We start from the raw sequence: 18,242 nt of genomic DNA on the forward strand, positions 1-18,242 counted from the left end.
GGGCATCCCCATATACCTCTGTAATCTTAAAAATAAATGAAGTGCGAAGAGAATATAATGACGCTTGAGAGAACGGATCGAGTTGAAATTCCAGTGTTGGCACTGCGTGATGTGGTTGTTTACCCTCATATGGTGATCCCGCTGTTCGTTGGCCGAGAGAAATCTATTAGATGTCTTGAAGCTGCAATGGAAAATGACAAGCAAATATTTTTAGTGGCTCAAAAAGAAGCCTCAATCGATGATCCTAGTACTGACGATATCTATGACGTTGGTACAGTTGCAACGGTATTACAGTTGCTAAAACTACCAGATGGCACGGTAAAAGTGTTGGTTGAGGGTACACAACGAGCGAAAATCGATGAGTTTTTGGTTACGGAAGATTACTTCTTGGCACAAGCGCAGTTTATTGCTTCAGAAAATATTCCTGAACAAGAGCAAGATATTTTCATCCGCAGTGCCGTGAGTCAGTTTGAAGGGTATGTAAAACTCAATAAAAAAATCCCACCTGAAGTACTGACCTCCGTATCTGGCATTGATGAAACGGCACGCTTGGCTGATACCATGGCTGCACATATGCCAATCAAGGTACCTGAAAAACAAAAAGTACTTGAGTTGTACAACGTGACCGAACGTTTAGAGTACTTGATGGCGCTGATGGAAGGCGAGATTGATCTATTGCAAGTCGAGAAAAAAATCCGTTCTCGCGTTAAAAAGCAAATGGAGAAGTCACAAAGAGAGTATTATCTTAATGAGCAAATGAAAGCGATTCAAAAAGAGTTGGGTGAACTAGATGATGTACCTGATGAATTTGAAACGCTTAAGAAGCGCATTAGCGAAGCTCAAATGCCTCAAGAAGCGGAAGAAAAAGCGACATCAGAGTTAAACAAACTTAAAATGATGTCACCTATGTCTGCCGAAGCCACTGTTGTCCGTTCTTATATTGATACGTTGATCAATGTTCCTTGGAAAAAGCGCTCTAAGGTGAAAAAAGATTTAGCCAATGCGCAAAAAATCCTAGACGCAGATCACTACGGCTTAGATAAAGTGAAAGAGCGTATTATTGAGTATCTAGCGGTTCAGCAACGCACGAATAAACTTAAAGGACCAATTCTTTGCCTTGTTGGGCCTCCAGGTGTAGGTAAAACCAGTCTTGGTCAGTCGATAGCTCGCTCTACTGGACGTAAATACGTTCGTATGGCACTAGGCGGTGTTAGAGACGAGGCGGAGATCCGTGGTCATCGCCGTACTTACATTGGCTCAATGCCTGGAAAGCTAATTCAAAGCATGAGTAAGGTTGGCGTCAAGAACCCATTATTCTTGCTAGATGAAATTGATAAAATGTCATCTGACATGCGTGGTGACCCAGCTTCAGCATTACTAGAGGTTCTTGATCCTGAGCAAAACAGCAGTTTTGCAGATCACTATCTTGAGGTTGAATACGATCTGTCTGATGTCATGTTTGTTGCAACGTCGAATAGCTTTAATATTCCGGGTCCATTGCTAGATCGTATGGAAGTGATTCGTCTTGCAGGCTACACAGAAGACGAAAAACTGAATATCTCAAAGCAACACTTGATTCCTAAGCAAATCAAACGCAATGGCCTTAAAGCTGGCGAAATTGAAATTGAAGATAGTGCCATCATCAACACAATTCGTTATTACACACGTGAAGCAGGTGTGCGTAACTTAGAACGTGAAATGTCGAAGTTATGTCGTAAAGCCGTCAAAGCTATCCTACTTGATAAAGACCAAAAGAAGGTAGTTATCAACGGAGAGAATTTAGAAAGCTTCTTAGGTGTACAGCGTTTTGATTATGGTAAAGCCGAAGATGGTGACCGAGTAGGTCAAGTAACAGGCCTTGCGTGGACAGAAGTTGGTGGTGATTTACTTACCATTGAAAGTGCAGCAGTACCTGGCAAGGGCAAGCTTTCATACACAGGTTCGTTGGGCGATGTCATGCAAGAGTCTATTCAAGCTGCGATGACCGTGGTAAGAAATCGTGCTGACAAACTTCGCATTAACGACGACTTTTATGAAAAGCGCGATATTCACGTGCATGTACCAGAGGGCGCAACGCCAAAAGATGGTCCGAGTGCGGGTATTGCAATGGTAACCGGTCTGGTTTCTAGCTTAACAGGTAACCCTGTGCGCAGTGATGTTGCTATGACAGGTGAAATCACACTGCGTGGTGAAGTGTTGCCGATTGGTGGTTTGAAAGAGAAACTATTAGCAGCACATCGTGGTGGTATTAAGACTGTTGTCATCCCGAAGAAGAATGAAAGAGATTTAAAAGAGATCCCTGACAATGTTCTTGAGGGGCTGGAAATTCACCCAGTAACATGGATTGAAGACGTTTTATCGATTGCGCTTGCTCAACCTGTGGACAGTTTTTCCGTCGAAACTCAAAAAACTGCTGCGAAAGCTTAAAAAAGTCGATAAAAAGGGTTTTCAAATCCCAGTGGTGTGCTAAGTTAAGCACTGGATTTAAGCCTAGTTCTCGGAAAGCCCCGTAGTATCTAGGCTGTAAAACATTTAAGCAATAGAGAGTCGAAAGATTTCTCGTAGTTAACAACAAAAGTGATGTTAGTTTTAAAACGCCATCGCTCTTGATAATAACAATGTAAGAGGATGATATTGTGAATAAATCTCAATTAATCGATCAAATCGCAGCTGATGCTGATATTTCTAAGGCCGCTGCTGGTCGTGCTCTGGATTCATTCATTGAGTCAGTAACCACTGCGCTTAAAGACGGCGATTCAGTAGCGCTAGTAGGCTTTGGTACTTTTTCTGTTCGTGAACGCGCTGCACGCACAGGCCGTAACCCTCAAACGGGTGCTGCAATTGACATTGCTGCTGCTAACATCCCTGCTTTTAAAGCTGGTAAAGCTCTAAAAGACGCGGTTAACTAAGAATAGCTTATACAAATACAGTTACTCCGTTACTAAACAGATGTAATTGGACGCGATAAGCTTCAAGATAAAAAGCGTATCTGGTAAGATACGCTTTTTTTACATGAGCTAACTGATGCAAAGTACCTTGGTGCTTTGACTTAGATAAGAGATAGAACAAATGCTTGAAAAGATTAGAGAGGGCTCGCAAGGCCTTGCTGCCAAGATCGTTCTTGGTGCAGTTATCTTGTCTTTTGCGCTGGCAGGGATCGGTGGTTACCTAGGTCAAACCACAGAGCAGCCAGTTGCAGAAGTCAATGGTGTTAAAATTAGCCAAATGGAGTTTTCTAGAGCGTTTGAAAACGAACGCGGTAGATTAGAACAGCAATTTGGTGAGTACTTTGAGCAAATTGCCTCAGACCCAACATACATGGCACAAATCCGCCAAGGTGTGGTTGATAGACTTGTACAACAAGAACTTCAAAATCAATTAGCACTAGAGCTTGGTTTACGTGTAAGTGATGCACAAATCAAACAAGCCATTTTTGAAATGCCATATTTTCAAATTGGTGGTGAATTCAATAACGACCGTTATTTACAGCTTATCCGCCAAATGAACTTTCAACCTGACGAGTTTCGTGAGTACCTTCGTGAAGAAATGACGCGTAACCAACTTGTTTCTGCATTGGCAGGATCAGATTTCGTGCTAGATAACGAAGTAAAGCAAACATTGGCGCTACAACAACAAACTCGTGACGTTGATTACCTTGTTCTGAGCAAGGATTCGTTAAAAGACCAAGTGTCAATTACGGATGAAGAAATTAAAGATTACTATGATCTAAACCAAGATCAGTTCCAGTCTCCAGAGCAAGTAGCTCTTAACTATATTGAGCTTAAAGCTTCTGATATTGAACTTGAAGAAGCTATCTCAGAAGACGAAGTAAAAGCTTACTATGAAGAGAATAAAGCACAATATTTAGAAGAAGAAAGACGTCGTGTATCACATATTTTAGTTGAAAGCGCTGATGATGCTGAAGCTGCTAAAGTGAAAGCTCAAGAGCTTTACACACAGCTACAAGGTGGTGCGGACTTCGCTGAATTAGCAGAAGCACAGTCAGATGACATCGCAAGTGGTGAGCTAGGCGGAGATCTAGATTGGATTGAACGCGATATGATGGACCCTGAATTTGAAACAGCAGCATTCGCGCTGGAAAATATCGGTGATTTCTCACCGGTTGTTGAATCTGAATTCGGTTTTCATATTATTAAGCTGACTGATTTACAAGCTCAAGAGAGTAAGTCTTATGAAGAGCTTGCAGGTGAGCTACGCACTGAATTAGAGCAAAATGCTAAAATTGATGTTTTCTATGGTAAACAAGAAGAGATCCGTGAACTTGCATTTGAAATTGCTGATTCATTAGAGGATGCGGCAGTGGCGGCGAACCTTGAAGTGAAAAGTACAGCGCTTGTTGCACGCAACATGCTTCCAGCGCCGCTTAACCAGCCTGCTGTAACAAATATTGTTTTCACGCCAGAACTTCTAGAAGACGGTGTTAACTCCGAGGTAATTGAAGTTGCACCTGAGCATATGATTGTAGTGCGTGTGGCTGAACACAAAGCGGCAACAGTAAAACCTCTTGAAGATGTAACTGCACAAATTAAGTCTCGTTTAGAGAATGACAGAGCTGCTGAACTGACTAAAGACAAAGCGACAGAACTATTTGCCAAGCTTGAGCAGGGTACAGCGCTTGCGGATATTGCAGCTGAACAGTCATTAGAAGTTCAATCGCAAGAAGCTTTGGCGCGTCAAAGTTATGCTGTGCAGCCTGCACTTGTGAGCCAAGCTTTCAAATTGCCTCATCCTACAGCTGATAACGCTTCTAAAGCGATGGTTGAGCTAAACAATGGTGATGCAGCGTTACTGGTTGTGAAAGCGGTTAAACGAGCTGAGATTGAGGACGAAATTCAGCCTCAACAAAAGCAGAGCATTACCAGAACGCAGGTCAATAAAAATTACTTAGCACTTTTGAGTGCGCTTGAAAGTACAGCTGAAGTGAACAAACCAAGTTCCTTCAACATTACTGAAGAAAATTAAAAATAGGCGCTTAGGCGCCTTTTTTTATACTAGAGATTTACCTAAAATTTAAACGCTTATACTGAAAGCAGTTTCTGGGTTACTTTAGATTTTGGGTTCCCAAAAATAGCTGCACTGGCTCCGTATTCAACAACCTCGCCTTTATCTAACACCAATAGTTTGTCACTCATATGTTTTACGAGACTGAGATGGTGGGTTATTAAGATATAACTTAGGGCTGTTTCTTTTTGCAGTTTTAAGAGTAAATTAACGATTTGAGCACGCACTGATGGATCCAAAGATGAGAGCGCTTCGTCTAGCACTACAACTTTCGGGTCGAGTATCAGTGCTCTTGCAAGTGCCACACGTTGCAATTGGCCGCCACTAAACATATGTGGGTAATAATCGTAATGTTCTGACAGCAGGCCTACTCGAGATAGGGTTAATTCGATTTTACTCTCTCTTTGTTGCTCAGTGAGTTTGGTATTAAATCGCAAGCAGTCATCAAGCATTTCGCCAATCGTTAAACCCGGATTTAGAGAGCGTGTGGGATCTTGGAAGATAAGCCTGATATGACGACACTCTCGATTTTTTATGCCATCGTCCACAATCATATTGCCATTCAACAAAATTTGTCCTGAATCGACTTCTTCCGCACCTGCTAGCACTTTTGCTAATGTACTTTTTCCAGAGCCGGTTTCACCAATTACGGCCAGAGTCTGACCTGGAGTAACTGCAAATGAAACACTTTTTAAAACCTGAGTTTTCTGACGTTTGAACAGCCCAGCTCGCGTTTTAAATGATTTGTTCAGTGCTTGCACTTTTAGCACGGGTTGCATTTCTTTTTCTCTCTATTTAGTGGAAAGTGGCATGCATATGAATGACCGTGGGATTTAACAAGCGTCGGCGTTGCAACACACTCTTTTTGAGCCTGTGGACAGCGAGGCCCCAAGCGACAACCGATAGGCAAATGTTGTAAGGGAGGTATTGTCCCTTTAAGTGCGTAAAAAGGCGCTTTATGGCCGATACCGTGCGCATAGTCTGGCAATGACTTAACCAGTGCCTGCGTATAAGGGTGGTAAGGTCCTGTAAATACTTTTTTAGTGGGACCTGCTTCTACCATTTGACCGCAGTAAAGTACGTGCATAGCATGGGACCACTGGGTGATTTCTTCAAGTTCATGGGAAATCATCAAAATAGACATGTTTTTAAGCTGGTTTAGGCTTTTCAAAAGTCTAAATACTTGAGCGCGAGTGGTACTTTCAAGGGCTGTTGTTGGTTCATCAGCAATCAACAGCTTAGGGCTTCTGGCAATAGCCATGGCAATCATGACTTTTTGGCAGACTCCTTCAGACAATTCATGTGGATAGCTGCTCGAGACTTTTTCATCTTCCCTTATACCAACCTTGTGAAGCAGTGCCTTTACTTTGTTTTGTCGCTCTTTTTTCCTGCCAAAAAAGCCTCCCTTGAAACAGTCATCCGGTAAAGATTCTGCAACTTGTTCAAAAATTTTGGCTGTAGGGTCCAGACTTCGCCTTGGCTCTTGATAAATCATGGCCATATCTCGGCCAACAATTTTACGACGCTTTTCGGGACTTAGGCGCATCAAATCTACACCTTGCCAGTGCATTCTGTCAGCTGTCACCCGCCAACGTGCGTTTAATACACCAACAATTGCTTTTGCAATAAGACTTTTTCCAGAACCTGACTCTCCAACTAAAGCGTGTACTTCACCTTCTTTAAGGCTCAGGTTAACTTTATCGACCGCGCGTATTATACCGTCTTCAGTAGGTAGCTCTATGGTGAGGTTTTTGATGTCTAGTAATTGCATTAGGTTGCCTTTCTTGCTTGCAGCGCATTTCTGAGCCCATCACCCACTAGATTAGTGGCTAAAACCGACAAAAACAACAGTGCACCAGGTAGTCCTACAGTCCAAGGTGCGATATAAATTAATCCGAGGTTTTCTGCAAGCATAGCGCCCCATTCTGTTGTTGGTGGTTGCGCACCAAGCTTGAGAAAACCGAGTGCGGCAATATCGAGTATTGCTGTAGAGAGCGCTAACGTGAAGATAACTACAATATGTTCATAAATATTAGGAAAAATCCCTCTAAACAAGATATGGGCTCTATTTGCGCCATCTAATCGGTATGCGCCCACATAGTCTTTATTCAATTCTTCAACTACAAGGTTGCGAACTGAATGAATATGCTGTGGTAGTAGGGCTAAAATAATTGCCCAAACTGTGTTAAGCAGACCAGGCCCTAAGATGGCAATAATAATAATCGCTAATAGCAAGGAAGGGATTGCCAACGTTATATCTAGTAGATGATTTAGGATACTAGATTTAAACCCGCGGTTTATACCTGCAAGGGTGCCGAGTACCACACCAATAACAGTCGTCATCAACGCCGCAATAATGGATAAACCAAATGTGTATGTAGCGCCATTCATTAGGCGAGAGAGTACATCTCGTCCGAGATCATCTGTGCCCAGTATAAAGTGTACATCCCCTTCGTCATGCCAAGATGGCGGTAGAAGCAACGCATCGCTATGCTGTTGGTCAATACCATAGGGAGCTAATAGAGGCGCTGTCATAGCGAGCAGAGTCAAGCCTATGAACATCCAAAGCCCCACAAGAGCGAGGTGATTTGCTTTAAAGTTGCGCCAAAGTCGAGATAATGGTGAACGGTTTGACTCTTCACTGTATAAGCTAAACTTTGCCATGAGACTGGTTCCTTGATACAGGGTCGAGTAGAGAGTGTGTCAAATCAGCTAACATATTCGCGAAAATAACAAACATTGACACGGCCAACAGTCCACCTTGAATTGCTGGATAATCACGTTGATAAATACTGTCGATCAACCATCGGCCAATACCAGGCCAAGAAAAAATGACTTCAGTTACCATTGCTAGTGTAATGAGGGTGCTAAATTGTAATCCAATTTGTTTGATTACTGGGAGTAAGGCATTGCGTAGAGCATGGTCTAAGATGATTTGTCGGCGGTTGAGGCCTTTTGCTCTGGCTGTTTTTATATAGTTTTGCTCTAGAACATTAAGCATCGAATCGCGTGTAAATCGCGTTAGTACTGTTGTTGGATACATAGCTAAGACGATTGTCGGCAATGCTAGGTGGTGCAGTGCATCAAGAAATGCTTGCCCGCCATAAGGAAAATTGAGTAGCCAAATATCCACGAGAATAAAATTGGTCACAGCTGGTATTTCATAGAGCAAGCCGATTCGCCCCGACATTGGAAACCAACCAAAGCCTAAACAAAATACCATGATGAGCAATAGTGCCAGCCAAAAAACTGGAATAGAAAAGCCAAGTAAGGTGAGGGAACTGATTATCCTATCTGGCCATTTTTTGTGGTAGGCACTGGTTATTATCCCCGCTGGAATACCCAACAAAACAGCCATTACTAATGCGTAAAAACACAATTCTAGTGTGGCAGGTAAAAGTAAGGCGACATGTGAGAATACGGTTTGCCCAGAAGACAGAGAAACTCCCCAGTCCCCTTCTACCAAACGGCCGAGAAACGCACCATATTGAACTAAGATATTCTCATTGATACGGTATTTCTCTTCAAGCATCTGGGATTGGCTAAAGCTGGTATTGATTTGCCCACTGAAGTTGGTTAACAAATCGCCGGGAAAGAGGTAGTTCAAACCAAATGTAAATGCAGATAGGGCGAAAAGCATAAACAAAAGTAGGCTGAAGCGACGTAAAAGATAATCAAGCATTACTTTTCGCCCTTCCTTACGTTAGCCAGCGAAACACCGCCAAATGGTCTAAGCTGTGCACCTTGAATATCTGAACCACGGGCTTGAAAGCGAACTCCATGAGCAATAGGAACAAGTGGCATTTCTTCTATAAGCATTGCTTGCGCTTGTAGATAATATTTTTTGCGCATTGACAGTTCATTTGTATCTAGTGCCTGTGTCAGTAACAAATCAAATTCCGGGTTGCACCAGTTTGCTGGGTTTTTTCCTGTAAAAGTTGCAGTACAGCTTAAAAGCGGACTAAAAAAGTTATCAGGATCTGGGGTGTCAGCCGCCCAGCCAAGCAAAACACTATCGTGTTCATGTCGACCAATACGCTCTATAAAAGTGTTCCACTCAAATTCAACAATACGGGTACGAATACCTATTTGGCGTAAGTCACTTTGAATTAGTTCGGCCATTTTCCTTGCATTGGGGTTGTAAATTCTAGATACGGGCATTGCCCACAAGGTCATCTCAAAGCCATTTGGAAACCCAGCCTCAGATAAGTACGCTTTTGCTTTTGCTGGGTCATAGACCGGCATGTTTTGCGCGGCAAACGCCCAAGAAGAAGGTGGCAAAATTGACTTAGCTGGGATCCCATTACCATAAAATACAGCCTGCATGATCTTATTGAAATCAATACTATGGGCCAGCGCCTTTCTCACTAACACATTATTAAAAGGTGGCTTTTCTGTGTTAAAGGCCCAGTAACCAACATTGAGATTAACTGCTTTATCTACCACAATATCTTTTCGAGCAGAGAGTGCTTCAAGCTGAGTAGCGCTAGGGTGGGATGTAATATCACACTCTTTGGTGAGCATTTTTGCGATGCGGGTCGTGTTATTTGTCGTAATATCGTAGACCAGTTGATCTACTGCGTAATCATGTTTCCAATAGCGTTCATGCTTATGAAAACGCACTAAATTATCACGCAAAAAATGTTTGTACTTATAAGGCCCAGTGCCAATTGGCATGTTGTCAAATAGGTGCTTTTCATTTTTTGAAGCACGTTGTATAGCGTACTCTTCAGATAAAATTACCGCAAAGTCAGTAGCAATATTCGACAGTAAGCTACTTTCTGCACTAAATAGTTCAAACCGCACAGTGTAATCGTCAACTTTAACAATCTTTCTGATCAGTTGGTCCATACCGACACTTTGAAAATACGGGTAACTCGCATCTTGAACAAAGTGATAAGGGTTATAAACATCGAACAGGCGACTAAACGAAAAAATGACATCGTCTGCGTTCATTGTTCTGGTTGGGCTAAAATAATCTGTAGAGTGGAATTCAACGCCTTTACGAAGCTTAAAAGTGATTTTTTTGCCATCATCACTGATATGCCATTCAGTTGCTAGCTCAGGTTTAAACTCTGCGGTGACCGGATCTATGCTGATAAGCGAGTTGTATAACTGGTTGGCGATAATATCTATCGTTGAACCCGTAGTTGTTACCTGTGGGTTAAACGACACTGGGTTTGCCTCAGCACAATAGACTATCCCTTGCGTTTTGCTGGCACTTTCAACTTGCTCTATGTCACTGCAAGCTGTCGCAAATAACGCAAAAGTAGAAATCCATAAATGATTAATGTATTGCTGGTGTTTAGTTATTAAATCAGTCATCGCAGTGACCACAGTTAAACCTCTTGTTGTGAGTCTAACAAATTGTATTTTTTCAAATAGCCTCTTAGCTGATGATACGTTAATCCTAAGTTTTGTGCAGTTTTCTTTTGATTAAATTGGCTGAATTCCAGTGCTTTTTTAAGCAATTCTATTTCATAGTCACTGGATAATGATTTTAAATCACATGGGAAGTCGAATTGCATACTAGCGGAGATATTACCTTCACCTAAATCTGTTGATTCTTGAAGAGGGGTCACAGAAGGTTCGTGCTGAACTGGCTCTGCACTCTTCACAGCCTTAATCCTTTGTTGCGGACGATAAGGGCTATCAAAGGGGTCAAAATTTATTTGGTGCACTGGTAGGTTTTCATTGCCATGGCGATAAAGACTGCGCTCTATGACATTTTTGAGTTCTCGAATGTTTCCTGGCCATTCGTAATCCAAAAGCGTTTCAGTGGCTTTTCTAGTAAAGCCACTGAATAATGACCATCCGAGATCCCGAGCCATGTTAATGGCAAAATGCTCTGCCAATAACAGGATATCTTCTTTACGTGCTCTAAGCGGCGGTAGCGTTATTACATCAAACGCGAGTCTATCTAATAAGTCATGCCTAAACTCACCGTTTTCGGCCAAGCTCGGCAAGTCTTCATTGGTCGCGCAAACGAGTCTGGTGTCTACTTTTACAGTTTGTTTACCGCCTACTCGTTCAAATTCACCGTATTCAATCACTCTGAGCAATTTTTCTTGCACCATTGCAGAGGTATTGGCTAGTTCGTCTAAAAACAAAGTGCCACTATTTGCGCGTTCAAAGCGGCCTTCATGGCGCTTACTTGCGCCAGTGAATGCGCCTGATTCATGTCCGAATAACTCACTCTCTAGCAGATTCTCATTGAGGGCTGCACAGTTGAGTTTGACATAGTTTTGATCCCATCTATCAGACAGAAAATGAAGTCGAGCGGCAATCAATTCCTTACCTGTTCCGCGCTCACCTATGATGAGTACTGGTTTTTCCAGTGGTGCAAGTTGTGAGACTTGATCAAGTACGGCTAAAAAGCTGTCTGATTGGCCTAATAGATTATCTTGTTGGCGGAACTGACTCATATTTGCCTAACTCTTAGTGTTTTTGACTAAGTTATAGTTTATTTGAAAAAAATAGTGATAGGAAGCTTTTTGTTATATTTATAAGTTATTGAAATTTAATGTTTAATTCTTTTTGTAAAGTTGGCAAGCTATTTGATACATAGTACCCAGTAACACAAATCATAACCAACGAGGTAAAAGATTATGGGAATTTTTTCACGTTTTGCTGACATCGTTAATTCTAATATTAATGCCATCTTAGATAAAGCTGAAGATCCTGAAAAAATGGTTCGTCTTATCATTCAGGAAATGGAAGACACGTTAGTAGAAGTACGTTCTACTTCAGCGAAAACGCTAGCAGAGAAAAAAGAGCTAGAGAGAAGAGTTGAACAGTTAAATTCGCAAGCTGATGATTGGCAAGAAAAAGCAGAGCTTGCATTGACTAAAGACCGTGAAGATTTAGCACGTGCTGCGCTACTGGAAAAGCAAAAAGCGTCTGATGCTGCGCAAAGCGTTGCTGACGAATTAAGCCATGTAGAGTCACACATTGAAAAATTGCAACAAGAAGTTACGACACTACAAGAAAAATTAGCTGATGCGAAAGCTCGCCAACAAGCAATTGTATTGAGACAGCGTTCAGCGGAGTCTCGATTAGATGTCAAAAAGGCACTAGATAGCTCAAAAGTTGAAGATGCATTAAACCGTTTTGAACGTTACGAGAACAAAATTGATGGTCTAGAGTCTCAAGTAGAAGCGTATGATCTTGGTAAAAAATCATTAGCTGATGAAATTGCAGATCTACAAAAAAATGAAAAAGTAGATGATGAATTAGAAGCATTAAAGAAAAAACTGGCAAATAAGTGAACCTAGATGCACCTACTGTTAAAGTAGGTGCTTAGAATAATAACTACGCTGCCAAGACCGAAATAAACAGGAGAAGATTATGTTTGACGCAGAAATACTAGTTGCCCCAGTTGTTTTATTTTTAATTGTGGTAGCACCGCTGTGGCTCATTCTTCATTACAAAAGCAAAAAACAATTGAGCCAGGGTTTAAGTGAGCATGAGCACCGCCAGTTGCTTGAGCTTGCTCACAAGGCTGAAAAAATGGCTGAGCGTGTCGAAACATTAGAGGCACTACTAGATCAAGAGTCACCAGAATGGAGACGTAAGGTATGAGTCAGAAGCGAAGAGAGCTATATCGAGACCCCAAACGAGGTAAGTTAGCTGGAGTTTGTGCAGGGCTAAGCGATTACTTCAATATGGAGCTGTGGTTAGTACGAATCTTATTTGTGACTGCGGTCTTGTTATCAGGTGGACCATTATTTGTGGTCATTTACATTGCATGCTGGTTTATTTTGGATAAAAAGGAAGCTGAGCTTGAACACGTTGCCCACGATCATGACACCGACCCGGTTTCAGTGAAGTTTAAAGTTTGGCAAAAGGGTGAGCCACCAAGGCAAGCACTGTTTGACCTTAAAGATAGACTGGGCCGACTAGATAGCAGGATTCAGAACATGGAACGCCATGTGACGTCGACTGAATTTACTGTAAAAAGGGAAATTAATAAGCTTTAACGGCAAGTGGCGACTATTCGCCACGCCGACTGTGTTAGGAAACGACTTTTAAATGAGCGTAAAATTAGCAACCAGAAAAACGTTGGAAAAAATTCAGCAAAAGGCGAAAAAAACATTACAACGCTCGCTAGACCAACATATAAAGCTTGCCGTAACGGGCTTTAGCGGCAGCGGTAAAACAGCATTTATCACCGCGCTGGTAAAACATCTTACCACGCAAGCAAATAGCCAAAACCTACCTTTTTTTGAAGTTGTACGTGAACAACGTTTAATTGCATGCAAACTAGTGCCACAAAAAGCATTAGATATTCCGACTTTTGATTATGTGAGTGCAGCGAGGTGTTTGCTGGCAGAGGAACCCATATGGCCGCCTTCAACTGAGCGGATCAATACATTGACGTTGGCACTTAAATTCCAAAGTAATAGTGGTGTTCGCCAACATTTTTCCGCTGATCACACCGTTTACTTGGAATTGATTGATTATCCTGGTGAGTGGCTTATGGATTTACCAATGCTCAATATGAACTATGAGCAGTGGAGCCGCTCTCAATTAGCCGTTTTGTCAGAGCCAGCATATAGTCAATATAGTCAGCCGTTATTATCGCAGTTAAACGAGTTTGACGTCATTGCGCCCGTTGACACAAATACCTTAAATACGCTGTCAGAGCAGTACTGTGAGTTATTGCAAACCCTAAAGCGTGAAACCAAGGTGGCTAAGTTACAGCCGGGTCGGATGTTGATCCCAGGTGATTTGGCTGGTGCACCAATCATTCAATTCTTCCCAATACCTGATCATGATTTAATTGACAAAGATGGAACGCAATACCAGCAGCTTGAGCAGCGATTCGAAGCCTATAAAAAACAAGTAATTGAGCCTTTTTATAAGGAGTACTTTTGTGAATTTGATAGGCAGCTAGTTCTTGTTGATTTGCTTGGCGCGTTGAATGATGGGCCTGCGACACTTACCCAAACTCAGCATGCTTTGAGAGAGACTATGGGGATGTTTCAGCATGGTAAAAGTGGTGTGTTGCAAAGGTTATTTAGGCCTAAAATTGATAAAGTGTTATTCGCTGCCAACAAATGTGATGCGGTGGCTATCACGGAGCAAGACAACTTAACACGATTATTGCACGAGCTACTCTGCGAACATGAAAATGAGCTCAAGTTTGCAGGTGTAGAGGTGGATACAATGACGATTTCTTCAGTAAAAAGTTGTCAACATAAGTCTATAAAAGAACAAGGCAGTACATTGAATTGTGTTTATGGAAAGCCATTGAAAGAGTCTGAATTTATAACATTTTTGCCACCTGAACCGCCTGACCATGTGTTGTCGCCCTCGAACTGGCCAGAGCAAGGATTTGAATTTTTATCATTTTATCCGTTTCCTGCATATCAAGGGCAACTTGAGCATATTCGTCTAGACCACACATTAGAGTTTTTGATTGGAGATAAACTTAGATGACGAAATCAAAACAATGGCAGGCAGGGCGTAGAATTGATCTTGAACCAAATACAGAAGAAGCCACCACAGAAAAAAAGTTTAGTCGTCAAAGCGAAAGGTTTGAGAATGACCAGGTATTTTCTGTTGCAGATATTAGTGAACTTGATAATAAAGAGGTAGATGAGCAAGTACAAGCTAGTTTGCAAGGGGGCAAGAAACGCCTCGGTTGGCGCCATGTTTTACTATTAAGTTTATTAGTGCTTATTCCAATAGAGATGGGAATGGCTGTTTATACAGCGTTACAGCAGAGTATTTTACTGGCAGGTATTTACATTGTGTGCGTGGTATCAGCAATCGGCTGGGCTGGTAATTTTTTAGTAAAGGAAGTTAGTGCACTACGCACGTTGAAACGCCTAGAAGCGAGGCGAGAGCAGGCGTCACGGCTGCTCAATAGTAATCAAATTGGTGAAGCACAGGCTTGGCTTACTCCAATATTAAAAAAGTTACCAAAAGAGACTGTAAGTGCGTTTGAAGCCAGTTTAAAGAGTCACTACACAGACAAAGAAGTTATTCAGCTATATGAACAAAGTGTTTTAAAAAAACAAGATGATGACGCAAAAAACATCATCTCTGAATATGCGACAACTTCTGCTTTGATGGTTGCTCTAAGTCCTATGGCCATTACAGATATGCTCGCTGTTTTGTGGCGCGGTGTAAGTTTGGTGGAAAAACTCAGCCAACACTATGGCATTGAACTAGGATACCGTAGCCGTATTAAGCTATATAAGCTACTGGCTAAGCAGATTGTATTTGTGGGGGCTGCGGAGTTGCTCAGTGATTTGGCTGCCACAAGTTTAGGTGCCGAGTTACTCGGAAAGTTATCTGCGCGCTCTGCACAGGGCCTCAGTGCGGGGGTATTTACCGCTAGGCTTGGTTACAAAGCGATGGAGCTATGTAGACCAATTCCTCGTTTAGAAAACAAGGCAAACTTCCTAACAACACTGGCCAAAAGACTGACCAATCAGCTGCTTAAGCAAAACTAATAAACAATGTACACATACCTTGCGCCTGCTTAAGTGACAAGATATGTGTACAGCTTTCGAATATTAATCTTTCTCACATGGCCATCTGAACTTCCGGCATGCTTGTGCAATTATCATTCATAGAATATCTAATTACATAAGATATTTAAATTTTGAATAATAACAACAGGCAAGCAATGAAGAAGTTACACGATCAAACTAATTGTATCCATGGTCCCAACCACTTTGAAGATCCACATGGTGCGCTGACCGCGCCTTTATATCAAAGTTCAACATTCAAATTTGCGAATGCCGCACAAGGTGCTGCTCGGTTCGCAGGTGAAGAGGCCGGCTATATTTATACGCGACTAGGTAACCCTACGACTCGGGAGTTAGAGGAAAAGCTCGCGCAATTAGAAGAAATGGAAGATGCCGCGGCAACGGCCACAGGAATGGGAGCCGTATCGGCTTCGGTACTGAGCTTTTTACAACAAGGTGACCATCTAATCGCATCTAGTGCTTTGTATGGGTGTAGCTTTGCTCTCTTTGCTCATATGTTGCCTAAATTTGGTATCGAAGTCAGTTTTGTGGACATGACTGATCTCGACGCAGTCAAAGCTGCCCTTAAACCAAATAGTAAAATGCTGTTTGCTGAAACCCCAATTAACCCAAACATGACAGTGTTAGACTTAGCTATGCTAGGTCAATTTGCCCAGCAGCACGGATTAATTAGCGTTATAGACAACACCTTTATGACGCCTTTACTTCAAAAGCCCAAGCATTTCGGAATTGATATTGTTATTCATAGTGCCACTAAGTATTTAAATGGCCATGGTGACGTGGTTGCGGGTGTTGTTTGTGGCAGCAAAGAGCATATCGAAACAATCAAGTTGACAGTTTTAAAAGACATTGGTGCGACAATCAGTCCACACGACGCATGGCTTATTAACCGTGGCTTGAAAACGCTGCACATTCGTATGGAAAGGCACTGTGAAAGCGCACAAAAGGTTGCCCAATACCTTGAGTCTCACTCCAAAGTTGAGCGTGTTTACTATCCGGGTCTTGAATCTCATCCAGGGCATCGTTTTATTGGTAATCAGATGAAAGCTGCAGGTGGTGTAATAGCCTTTGAAATCAAAGGAACACTTTCAGATGGAGAGCAATTTATCAATGCAACAGAGTTATGTACATTGGCTGTCAGTCTCGGTGATCCAGAAACGCTAATCCAACATCCAGCATCAATGACACACTCACCATATACACAAGAAGAGCGATTAGCAGCTGGTATTTCCGACGGGCTGATCCGAATATCAGTGGGGTTAGAAGCCGCGGAGGATATTATTGAAGACCTTGAAAAAGCATTTTTGTGTATATAAAGATTTACACTGTAGATGTCTGTAGGCACTATTAAATAAGGTGTGTATTATTTATTGTCCAAAAGTGTAATTTTATATGTACAAAAAGCCGGGTTTTGAGTAGGGGCATTTGCGTCCCTACTATTAATATTTTGCTCACTTTTACATAGTATCCAGATAACAGGTTTGAAGGCTCCACCAGCAGAAGTGGGGATCAAAATTTAAGAAGGTTACTATGGCTAAATCTAGTAAATACACCTCCAAGCAGCCAAACGATCAAGGCGTCATTGAGTGGAGCGAAGAAGAGAATAAGATCTGGTCCGAATTGGTTGCTAGACAACTGAAATGTATTGAAGGAAAAGCGTGTGATGAGTATATGGAAGGTCTTAAAAAAATAGACTTACCACATGACCGTATTCCACAGCTACATGAAATTAATGCTGTGCTTGAAAAAGAAACTGGTTGGCAAGTTGCCCCAGTGCCAGCGTTAATTGATTTCGACGAGTTTTTCCGTTTATTGGCGAACAAGCAATTCCCTGTAGCGACCTTTATTCGTTCTCGTGAAGAATTTGATTACCTGCAAGAACCAGATATTTTCCATGAAATTTTTGGTCACTGTGCAATGCTAACTAATCCTGCATTTGCTGAATTTACACATAAGTACGGTCAGCTAGGCTATGCCGCTGAGAAAAAAGACCGTGTTTATTTAGCGCGTCTATACTGGTTTACAGTTGAGTTTGGATTGATGCAGACCGACAATGGTTTACGCATCTATGGCGGCGGGATTTTATCTAGCCCAGGTGAAACTCAATATGTTTACTCTGACAAACCAGAGATAAATAAATTAGAAGTATTAGATGTACTTCGTACTCCATATCGAATTGATATAATGCAGCCCCTGTACTACACAATAAACTCGATTGATGATCTGTTTGATATTTCTCAAATGGACATTATGTCTTTGGTACAAAGAGCGAAAGAGCTGGGTCTGTTTGAACCTAAATTTCCACCTAAAAACAAATTAGCAAGTTAAGGAACCATCCATGTCTTTAAGTGCACAAAAATGTGAAGCGTGTCGTGCGGATGCGCCTAAAGTGTCAGATGAAGAGTTAGCCGTATTAATTAAACAGATCCCTGATTGGGTACCTGAAGTACGTGACGGGATCATGCAACTAGAAAGAGTTTACAAGTTCAAAAACTTTAAACTGGCATTGGAGTTTACTAATAAAGTAGGCGATATGGCTGAAGAAGAAGGTCACCACCCAGGTCTACTTACCGAGTGGGGCAAAGTGACAGTAACTTGGTGGAGCCACTCAATCAAAGGTCTTCACAAGAACGATTTCATTTGTGCTGCTAAAACAGACGAAGTATTCGCTGCACTATAATTGAAAAATCGGAATGTTAAGGGCGCCTTAGGCGCCTT

17 protein-coding genes are annotated in these 18,242 nt (G+C 41.9%); 11 read left to right on the forward strand and 6 right to left on the reverse strand.

What is annotated here, in order from left to right; genetic code table 11:
* Positions 1–57 precede the first annotated feature (57 nt).
* From lon to N475_RS11980, 3 genes are all read left to right on the forward strand, one after another.
* Positions 58–2,427: an endopeptidase La gene (gene lon, locus N475_RS11970; protein WP_063359538.1), complete on the forward strand. Its 2,370-nt coding sequence runs from the start codon at positions 58–60 to the stop codon at positions 2,425–2,427.
* A 209-nt stretch (positions 2,428–2,636) separates the two neighbouring features.
* Positions 2,637–2,909: a nucleoid-associated protein HU-beta gene (gene hupB / locus N475_RS11975; RefSeq protein WP_063359539.1), complete on the forward strand. Its 273-nt coding sequence runs from the start codon at positions 2,637–2,639 to the stop codon at positions 2,907–2,909.
* Between the two features lie 160 nt (positions 2,910–3,069).
* Positions 3,070–4,983: a SurA N-terminal domain-containing protein gene (locus N475_RS11980; RefSeq protein WP_063359540.1), complete on the forward strand. Its 1,914-nt coding sequence runs from the start codon at positions 3,070–3,072 to the stop codon at positions 4,981–4,983.
* Between the two features lie 56 nt (positions 4,984–5,039).
* On the opposite strand, the gene N475_RS11985 is transcribed toward N475_RS11980, so the two are convergent.
* From N475_RS11985 to pspF, 6 genes are read right to left on the reverse strand one after another with little or no spacing between them, the layout of a single operon-like run.
* Positions 5,040–5,801 carry an ATP-binding cassette domain-containing protein gene (locus N475_RS11985; protein ID WP_063359541.1) on the reverse strand — a complete coding sequence of 254 codons (762 nt, stop codon included), beginning with the start codon at positions 5,799–5,801 and terminating at the stop codon, positions 5,040–5,042.
* Complete coding sequence (locus N475_RS11990) at positions 5,786–6,793, reverse strand: peptide ABC transporter ATP-binding protein (RefSeq protein WP_063359542.1); 1,008 nt, start codon at positions 6,791–6,793, stop codon at positions 5,786–5,788. Before N475_RS11990 ends, N475_RS11985 begins: the two co-directional genes overlap by 16 nt.
* Positions 6,793–7,686, reverse strand: a complete 894-nt coding sequence (locus N475_RS11995; RefSeq protein ID WP_063359543.1) for an ABC transporter permease subunit — start codon at positions 7,684–7,686, stop codon at positions 6,793–6,795. The genes N475_RS11990 and N475_RS11995 overlap by 1 nt, the downstream gene beginning before the upstream one ends.
* Positions 7,673–8,704, reverse strand: a complete 1,032-nt coding sequence (locus N475_RS12000) for an ABC transporter permease (protein WP_063359544.1) — start codon at positions 8,702–8,704, stop codon at positions 7,673–7,675. The genes N475_RS11995 and N475_RS12000 overlap by 14 nt, the downstream gene beginning before the upstream one ends.
* On the reverse strand, positions 8,704–10,347 hold the full coding sequence (locus N475_RS12005) for an ABC transporter substrate-binding protein (protein ID WP_081216131.1): 1,644 nt from the start codon (positions 10,345–10,347) through the stop codon (positions 8,704–8,706). The genes N475_RS12000 and N475_RS12005 overlap by 1 nt, the downstream gene beginning before the upstream one ends.
* A 14-nt stretch (positions 10,348–10,361) precedes the next feature.
* Positions 10,362–11,447 (reverse strand): phage shock protein operon transcriptional activator, encoded by a 1,086-nt coding sequence (gene pspF / locus N475_RS12010; RefSeq protein WP_063359545.1) that lies wholly within the window; start codon positions 11,445–11,447, stop codon positions 10,362–10,364.
* Positions 11,448–11,630: 183 nt separating this feature from the next.
* On the opposite strand from pspF, the gene pspA reads away from it, so the two are divergent.
* From pspA to N475_RS12050, 8 genes are all read left to right on the forward strand, one after another.
* A complete protein-coding gene (gene pspA / locus N475_RS12015; RefSeq protein WP_063359546.1) occupies positions 11,631–12,290 on the forward strand; it encodes a phage shock protein PspA in 660 nt (219 codons plus the stop codon).
* A gap of 79 nt (positions 12,291–12,369) precedes the next feature.
* Positions 12,370–12,603, forward strand: coding sequence for an envelope stress response membrane protein PspB (pspB, locus tag N475_RS12020; protein ID WP_063359547.1), 234 nt, complete (start codon positions 12,370–12,372; stop codon positions 12,601–12,603).
* Complete coding sequence (pspC, locus tag N475_RS12025; protein WP_063359548.1) at positions 12,600–13,001, forward strand: envelope stress response membrane protein PspC; 402 nt, start codon at positions 12,600–12,602, stop codon at positions 12,999–13,001. The genes pspB and pspC overlap by 4 nt, the downstream gene beginning before the upstream one ends.
* Before the next feature lie 52 nt (positions 13,002–13,053).
* Complete coding sequence (locus N475_RS12030) at positions 13,054–14,463, forward strand: YcjX family GTP-binding protein (protein WP_063365351.1); 1,410 nt, start codon at positions 13,054–13,056, stop codon at positions 14,461–14,463.
* The gene (locus N475_RS12035; protein ID WP_063359550.1) at positions 14,460–15,485 is read left to right on the forward strand and encodes a YcjF family protein; all 1,026 of its coding nucleotides are present in this window, start codon (positions 14,460–14,462) and stop codon (positions 15,483–15,485) included. The genes N475_RS12030 and N475_RS12035 overlap by 4 nt, the downstream gene beginning before the upstream one ends.
* A 176-nt stretch (positions 15,486–15,661) precedes the next feature.
* Positions 15,662–16,840: a methionine gamma-lyase gene (megL, locus tag N475_RS12040; protein WP_063359551.1), complete on the forward strand. Its 1,179-nt coding sequence runs from the start codon at positions 15,662–15,664 to the stop codon at positions 16,838–16,840.
* A 214-nt stretch (positions 16,841–17,054) separates the two neighbouring features.
* On the forward strand, positions 17,055–17,852 hold the full coding sequence (gene phhA / locus N475_RS12045) for a phenylalanine 4-monooxygenase (RefSeq protein WP_063365352.1): 798 nt from the start codon (positions 17,055–17,057) through the stop codon (positions 17,850–17,852).
* A gap of 10 nt (positions 17,853–17,862) precedes the next feature.
* Entirely contained in the window at positions 17,863–18,204 is a 342-nt protein-coding gene (locus N475_RS12050) for a 4a-hydroxytetrahydrobiopterin dehydratase (protein WP_063359553.1), read from the forward strand.
* Positions 18,205–18,242 lie beyond the last annotated feature (38 nt).

Source organism: Pseudoalteromonas luteoviolacea DSM 6061 (assembly GCF_001625655.1).
Classification (GTDB): domain Bacteria; phylum Pseudomonadota; class Gammaproteobacteria; order Enterobacterales; family Alteromonadaceae; genus Pseudoalteromonas; species Pseudoalteromonas luteoviolacea.

Coding starts and splice junctions, on each gene's coding strand:
- lon (WP_063359538.1), top strand. CDS start 58: ATGACGCTTGAGAGAACGGATCGAGTTGAAATTCCAGTGTTGGCACTG.
- N475_RS11980 (WP_063359540.1), top strand. CDS start 3,070: ATGCTTGAAAAGATTAGAGAGGGCTCGCAAGGCCTTGCTGCCAAGATC.
- N475_RS11985 (WP_063359541.1), bottom strand. CDS start 5,801: ATGCAACCCGTGCTAAAAGTGCAAGCACTGAACAAATCATTTAAAACG.
- N475_RS11990 (WP_063359542.1), bottom strand. CDS start 6,793: ATGCAATTACTAGACATCAAAAACCTCACCATAGAGCTACCTACTGAA.
- N475_RS11995 (WP_063359543.1), bottom strand. CDS start 7,686: ATGGCAAAGTTTAGCTTATACAGTGAAGAGTCAAACCGTTCACCATTA.
- N475_RS12000 (WP_063359544.1), bottom strand. CDS start 8,704: ATGCTTGATTATCTTTTACGTCGCTTCAGCCTACTTTTGTTTATGCTT.
- N475_RS12005 (WP_081216131.1), bottom strand. CDS start 10,347: ATGACTGATTTAATAACTAAACACCAGCAATACATTAATCATTTATGG.
- pspF (WP_063359545.1), bottom strand. CDS start 11,447: ATGAGTCAGTTCCGCCAACAAGATAATCTATTAGGCCAATCAGACAGC.
- pspA (WP_063359546.1), top strand. CDS start 11,631: ATGGGAATTTTTTCACGTTTTGCTGACATCGTTAATTCTAATATTAAT.
- pspB (WP_063359547.1), top strand. CDS start 12,370: ATGTTTGACGCAGAAATACTAGTTGCCCCAGTTGTTTTATTTTTAATT.
- pspC (WP_063359548.1), top strand. CDS start 12,600: ATGAGTCAGAAGCGAAGAGAGCTATATCGAGACCCCAAACGAGGTAAG.
- N475_RS12030 (WP_063365351.1), top strand. CDS start 13,054: ATGAGCGTAAAATTAGCAACCAGAAAAACGTTGGAAAAAATTCAGCAA.
- N475_RS12035 (WP_063359550.1), top strand. CDS start 14,460: ATGACGAAATCAAAACAATGGCAGGCAGGGCGTAGAATTGATCTTGAA.
- megL (WP_063359551.1), top strand. CDS start 15,662: ATGAAGAAGTTACACGATCAAACTAATTGTATCCATGGTCCCAACCAC.
- phhA (WP_063365352.1), top strand. CDS start 17,055: ATGGCTAAATCTAGTAAATACACCTCCAAGCAGCCAAACGATCAAGGC.
- N475_RS12050 (WP_063359553.1), top strand. CDS start 17,863: ATGTCTTTAAGTGCACAAAAATGTGAAGCGTGTCGTGCGGATGCGCCT.